The sequence below is a fragment of the Pedobacter sp. JCM 36344 genome, assembly GCF_046546555.1.
Taxonomy (GTDB): Bacteria; Bacteroidota; Bacteroidia; order Sphingobacteriales; family Sphingobacteriaceae; genus Pedobacter.
In genome coordinates this window covers 95,647-102,185 of record NZ_JBKHKK010000017.1, presented here as the reverse complement: position 1 = coordinate 102,185, position 6,539 = coordinate 95,647, and the positions used below count along the sequence as shown (strand labels likewise).

Here is a 6,539-nt window from a genome sequence, read left to right as displayed (position 1 = left end):
ACATGGGGTCTAATATTCATAGGATCTTTCCATAAACCTTAAAATACTGGATTCCAAATACCAAGGTGAACAAGACAGAAAACAGATTATATCAAAGAAAAGAAGATCATTAAAAGCGCAAACTGAACTCAGAGCGAACAACTAGGTAACTTCGAGCATACTCATAGGATGAAAGTACCCTATTCTGCACCGAATGTGCCTTGAGACCTCTCTGAGTCCGCAAATAGAGCAAAGACTGCTATGATATGCAATTATGAATCTTTCATGTGAGTTCATAAATGAATTCAAGCAACCTCAAACGACATAATGTTTTATCTTTGCAGCTGAAATGATAAAACTTTTTGTTGTGGGTTTCCCACTTGATATTGATGATGCAGAGCTAATCGAGCTGTTTGCAGTCCAGGGATTAGTCCACAGTGCGCATTTTATAACGGATAAATTCACTAATAAGCACAAGGGCTTCGCTTTCATTGAAATGGAAGATCAGGTTGGGGCAGACCAAGCTATAGCAAAACTAAATGGCGTGGTGCTTAGGGGGAGAAAGATAACTGTCAAGCTCGCCGATGAAGATAGGGTTCAAAAACCCAGGGTATTTAAGCCCAACCGTTTCGAAGGTGATACTAAAGACATTTCTCCGGATGATATAGAATTTAGCACTAAGCGCCCCCGAAGAATCAATTTAAAAGATAAAAAAGGCTGATAGCTTACACTAGATTTTTAAATATCTATCGGCAAAAGTATTTTGAATTCCGTGCCAACATTTACCTCGCTTTGGATAGAAATAGTTCCTCCTAAGGTCTCTAGCTGAGTCTTCACCATAAACAATCCCATTCCTTTGCCTCTAATATTTTCATGAAATCTTTTGTAGAGACCGAAGACCTCATCTTTTTTCTTTTCAAGATCAATGCCCATTCCATTGTCTCTAAAAGTTATGTGATAAAAATCCTCTTTCGAATCAATACTGATTTGGATAATTGGATTTTTATCGGTTTGGGCATACTTAATACTATTAGAAATTAAATTGATAAAAACACTGTGTAAATAACTCTTTAGAGAATAAATCGTGTCATCGCCCGTAATTTCTACGCTAATAATCGCTTTAGACTCATTGATAAGATTTTGAATACTGACTTGGATATCTGAAAGTAACCCTCTCAAACTTATTTCTTCCATTTTATCGGACACCTTATTTTTGACCGCAAGAATAGATGTTAAATCCTCAATAACACCATTCAATAAATTAACTGAGGTACTAAGGGCCTCTTGTAATTCTAAGTTTGTCTCTGGAGTATTTGTCTCGTCTCTTAAGTATTCTGTTAATGCAACAATATTTGCTACAGGAGAACGCAAATTGTGAGAAATGATATAGGAGAATTGCTGCAGACCTGTATTTGTACTAACCAACTCGTTCGTATATGCCTGTAGGTTTTTGTTCAACTCAGCCAATGTACGTTCCCCTTCAATTGCAGCAGTAATGTCTCGCATAGCGCCAACCATACGAACAGCCCTTCCCTGCTGATCCCTAATAACGTATCCGGTATCCTTAACTGTTGCAAACTGACCATTACTTTTTTTGAAGCGATACTGGGCTTGCCATATTAGTTCATTACTTGCTACCACCTGATCCAGGCTATCTATTACAGATTGTTGTTCATCAGGATGTACGTTAGCAGACCAAAGACAATCACTAACTGGAACTTCTCTGGATTCATAACCAAACAGTATCTCGAATCCTTCAGCAACATATAGTGTTTCTTTGATTAAATCCCAATCCCAGATGGCATCTGATGTTGCACGTGAGATGAGTTCATAACGCTTATTGCTTTCTAGTAAAGCCACTTCCGCAAGCTCTCGTTTCTCATCGGAGATCTTGCGGTTCTTTTTATCTTCTAAAATTTCAAGTGCGAAACAAATGTCTGCGGTGGCTTCCCTAAGAAGTTTCACTTCATTTGTATTAAAAAATCCAGTTTCAGGCGAATAAATACTTAATACTGCAACCAATTGGCCAAACTTTTTAATCGCTAGAACCATTGCAGAATTGTATTTCTGCTTCGATGCTATGCGCTCCCAGGCTTCACTATTTTCCTTATTGATATCCTCAATAACGCGATAGTTTTGACCGTTAATTACATTTTCAATCGGTCCTCCGGTATCATAAGTGTAGTTACTAAAAAGTTTAAGTTCGTCCTTTGTGGCACCGTGGCTCGCTATTAGAGAGATGTTTCTTGTACCAACTTCCGGAATACCAATCCAGGCCATTTTAAAATCTCCAAACTCTACTGCAATGCGACATGCCTCTTGAAATAGGACCTTTTCATCTTGAATTCTAACGATTGCCTGATTAATCTGACTAATAAAAGCGTACAGCTTATTGGCATGTACAAGCCTTTTCTGAATGAGCTTGTTATCGGTAATGTTTTTGACGGCAATAATTACACTATTAATTTGCGAATCATTTAAGAGATATTTTAATGAAAGCTCTACCCACACCTGGTCATTATAGATGCTTTTGAAAACATACTCTCCTAAACTTTCTTTAGAAAGTTGACTTTCATAACAAAGGCTTAGTTGTAGTTCAAAACTTTTAAATTCCCCCGGATTGAACAAACAGGCAAGATCGTCATTTAAGGAGTCAACCGACTCATATCCAAGCATCGACGCGATACTTTTCGATATAAACGTAATGGACTTATTTTCATCTAATATAATTACTCCATCCGTACCATGTTCGAGTAAAGAGATTAAGGGAGTTGATGGTGTATTGATATCAGTATTCATAGGTTCCGTAATATAATAAATTTTACTTCTCTCACACATTCATGATTGATCCTCTATTTACCTTTACAAAAAAAAGTATAATGAAAACATCGTCATTGTTCAGGCCTTTCAACCTAAAATCAATAAACATAAAAAATAGAATTGTGATGGCTCCAATGACAAGATCGTTTTCGCCAAATGGAATTCCTACTTCCGAAGTTGCTGACTACTACGAAAAGAGAGCTGCTGCAGAAGTTGGGTTGATTTTATCAGAGGGTACCGTTATTAATCGCCCTTCATCATCCAATGATCCTAATGTTCCTCATTTTTATGGCGAACATGCGCTTCTTGGCTGGAAAAATGTAATTGACAAAGTTCACCGGGCTGGGGGACAAATGGGACCGCAAATATGGCACCAGGGAATAACAAATAACGATCCTTCAGGTTGGCTTCCCTCCGCTCCTTTTGAAGGACCTTCGAGTTTCAATAAACCAGGATTTGAAAATGGGGTAGCAATGACGGATGCTGCCATTGCTGATACCATTTCTGCATTTGGCCAGGCAGCATCCGACGCTAAGACTCTGGGCTTTGATACCGTTGAGATTCACGGTGCTCATCAATACTTGATTGATCAGTTTTTTTGGAATGCTACTAATAATCGCACTGACATTTATGGAGGTAACACATTGGCTGAACGCAGCCGGTTTGCTGTAGAGGTTATAAAAGAGATCAGAAAAAGAGTTGGCGAAGATTTCGCATTAATTATTCGTTTATCTCAATTTAAGCCAGCAGCATATGATTTTAAGCTCGCTGAAACAACTGCTGAAATGGAAAGTTGGCTTACACCATTAGCCGATGCAGGTATTGACATTTTCCACTGTTCGCAACGAAGATTCTGGGAACCTGAATTTGAAGGATCAGATCTTAATTTTGCTGGTTGGGCAAAAAAACTAACAGGAAAGTCAACCATCAGTGTCGGATCGGTAGGCTTAGATGGTGATTTCTTCGGAGCTTTTGCAGGGCAAAGTTCTGCTCCAACACCACTGGATGAATTAGAGAGAAGAATGGATAGGGGCGATTTCGACCTTGTAGCTGTGGGAAGAGCGATTTTAGCAGATCCACAGTGGGTATCAAAAATTAAGAATAACAAAACTGAGTCCCTAAAAGGGTTCAGCAAGGAGGCACTATCGTCATTGATCTGATAACTCTTCATTACCAAAAAAGCTATAGTTTTTTTAATCCTTCAACAAAACTACCTTTCCTGTTTTGACAGATTCATCACATGCAAATGCGATTTTCAAGCTATTTATTGCGTCCAATGTTGGATTTGTCAAATCAAGATCTTCTATAATGGACTTCAAAAAATACCGCTGTTCTCTATTACAAAGCTCCTGATGATCGGGCTCATCCGTCAAATCTATCCACTCATCAGGCTTACTAAAAACTCCCTCATCGTTCAGGTCAGCATGATGAACTTTCAAAGACTCCGTTTTACTATGTGCTTCTATAGAATCAGACTGCCCCGCCTTGCTGGCATTTTTGGCGACAATAGAAACTGCACCTTTTGGTCCAAAAACGTCCTTAATAAAAAAAGCCGTCTCGCTAACCATCGGGCCCCATCCTGCCTCATACCAGCCCACAGAACCATCATCAAACCTGATCTGAAGTTGTCCGTAGTTGTAGTTCCAGTGCGGTATTTCATCCGTCAATCTCGCCCCTATTGCATAGACCTGGACAGGTTTTGACCGTGTCATCTGGCACATCACATCTATATAATGTACAGCACAATCGACAATTGGGCTCAAGCTTTTCATAAGATTTTTATGAACGGTCCATTTTGATCCACTACTTTGCTGATTAAGGTTCATTCGCATTACTAGTGGTTTCCCCATACCTTGAGATAATTCAATAAATTTCTCCCAAGAAGGATGGTATCTTAAAATGTACCCAATCAGTAACTTTTTTCTAGCTTTTTCAGCAGCCTCGGCAACTCTCCTTGCACCTTCTACGGTATCAGCCAGTGGCTTTTCAATGAAAACATGGCATCCGGATTCGAAAGCCTTTACAGCATATTCCTCGTGAGTATCGGGGTATGTGGAAATACAAACAGCATCGGGTTTGGTAGCGGCCAAAGCTTCATAGAAGTCAGTATACAATTGGTAAACACCCCCTAGCCGATCGTTTAATACCTCTTTGCTTTTCCCTGTAGATACCAATCCGCAGATTTCAAATCCATCTAAAGTATGATAGGCAGTAGCATGTGATGCACCCATGTTACCACAACCAACTACTAGCACACGAAGGTTCTTATTTTTTTCTGACATATTATACTCCTAAACTCCAGCCCTTCCTGTACTCACGTTTTACAAACTGATTGACTTCATCAAAGTTAGTGACTTTAAGATTTTGTTTGTCCCAGAGCATTTTAATATCCCTACCAGGATAACTAATACCCCCATCTGCTCTTCTACGTTGAACATCAGTTCCCCGGATTGCAAGGTTCGCAATTAATAACGTTTCTGTCAATGGGCCAGCCATCTCGAATGGAGAACTTAAGGCAATCTTTCCATAACCTGCAATTGCTGCCTCAGCCCATTGTGAGTAATGACCTTCAACGTCCCCTGGAACTCTGGTTGCTTTGGGCTTGGTGTGGTCCTTTGCATTTTTGCTTAAGGGCAATAAACGTGGATTTGCGCCGTAAGTGTCACATATCATTTTACCTTTTGTTCCTATAAATAAAGTTCCATTGTCGCCAAAAGATTCATTTGGAAGCATTTCTTCTGGGCGTTCAGGCTTGATACCACCATCCATCCAGTGCATTTGTAAATTACCTTTTGTATGTTTATTTTTTTCAAAAGTCATGATCACATGACTGGAAGGAGGGCAACTTTCTGGAAAATAACCTCTCCTGAACTCATCCACATACACACTTCCAACACTGCATTCTACACTAATAGGCGTATCTAATTCCAGAATTCTAAACGGTGGCTCAACTAAATGACAACCCATATCGCCAATAGCACCTGTTCCATAGTCCCACCAGCCTCTCCAATTGAAAGGAACAAGTTTATCTACATAAGGTTTGTATGGAGCACTTCCTAACCAAAGGTCCCAATCTAGCTCTTTGGGCATAGTCCCCTGAGCAGTTGGCCATTGAATACCCTGAGGCCAAACAGGTCTGTCTGTCCAGCAGTATACCGTATGAACTTTTCCAATAATCCCCTCATCAAACCAATCCTGCAGTTTGCGAACTCCCTCTCCAGATCCGCCTTGGTTTCCCATCTGACTAACAATTTTATATTTCTTAGCTGCTTCAGTTAACATACGTGCTTCGTAAATATCGTGAGTTAGTGGCTTCTGCACGTACACATGTTTTCCTAACTGCATCGCAGCCATTGCAATCATGGCGTGATTATGATCTGGTGTCGACACCACTACGGCGTCAATGCTTTTCGCTTCCTTATCCAGCATTTCCCTGTAATCCTTATAATATTTGGCCTTCGGAAAGCGTTTAACTGAAGTCGCGGCTCTTCTGTCATCTACATCACAGAGGAATGATATATCTGATTTACCACCATTAAAAATGCCCGTTAAGTCACTCTCCCCTTTTCCACCAACACCAACCCCAGCTACAGAAAGCCGGTCACTTGGTGCAAGAAATCCTCTTCCTCCTAAAACATGTCGGGGTACGATCATAAATCCTGCAGCAGCCAATGCCGTGGTCTTTATAAAGTTTCTTCTTGAATTACTTGTTTCCGATTTGTTGTTGTCCATCTCTGTGT

Annotated in this window: 5 protein-coding genes; 2 read left to right on the top strand and 3 right to left on the bottom strand. The window is 40.1% G+C overall.

Annotated features, from left to right (window positions below; genetic code table 11):
• Positions 1–328: 328 nt before the first annotated feature.
• Positions 329–700, top strand: a complete 372-nt coding sequence (locus ACHFIZ_RS15620) for an RNA recognition motif domain-containing protein (RefSeq protein WP_410887494.1) — start codon at positions 329–331, stop codon at positions 698–700.
• A gap of 17 nt (positions 701–717) precedes the next feature.
• Here ACHFIZ_RS15620 and ACHFIZ_RS15615 read toward each other — a convergent pair whose 3' ends face one another.
• Positions 718–2,778, bottom strand: coding sequence for a PAS domain S-box protein (locus ACHFIZ_RS15615; protein WP_410887492.1), 2,061 nt, complete (start codon positions 2,776–2,778; stop codon positions 718–720).
• A gap of 80 nt (positions 2,779–2,858) precedes the next feature.
• Here ACHFIZ_RS15615 and ACHFIZ_RS15610 point away from each other — a divergent pair, with 80 nt between their 5' ends.
• Positions 2,859–3,959: an NADH:flavin oxidoreductase gene (locus tag ACHFIZ_RS15610; RefSeq protein ID WP_410887490.1), complete on the top strand. Its 1,101-nt coding sequence runs from the start codon at positions 2,859–2,861 to the stop codon at positions 3,957–3,959.
• Positions 3,960–3,992: 33 nt separating this feature from the next.
• On the opposite strand, the gene ACHFIZ_RS15605 is transcribed toward ACHFIZ_RS15610, so the two are convergent.
• Positions 3,993–5,081 carry a Gfo/Idh/MocA family protein gene (locus tag ACHFIZ_RS15605; protein ID WP_410887488.1) on the bottom strand — a complete coding sequence of 363 codons (1,089 nt, stop codon included), beginning with the start codon at positions 5,079–5,081 and terminating at the stop codon, positions 3,993–3,995.
• Position 5,082: 1 nt separating this feature from the next.
• A complete protein-coding gene (locus ACHFIZ_RS15600) occupies positions 5,083–6,531 on the bottom strand; it encodes a Gfo/Idh/MocA family protein (protein WP_410887486.1) in 1,449 nt (482 codons plus the stop codon).
• Between the last annotated feature and the right edge of the window lie 8 nt (positions 6,532–6,539).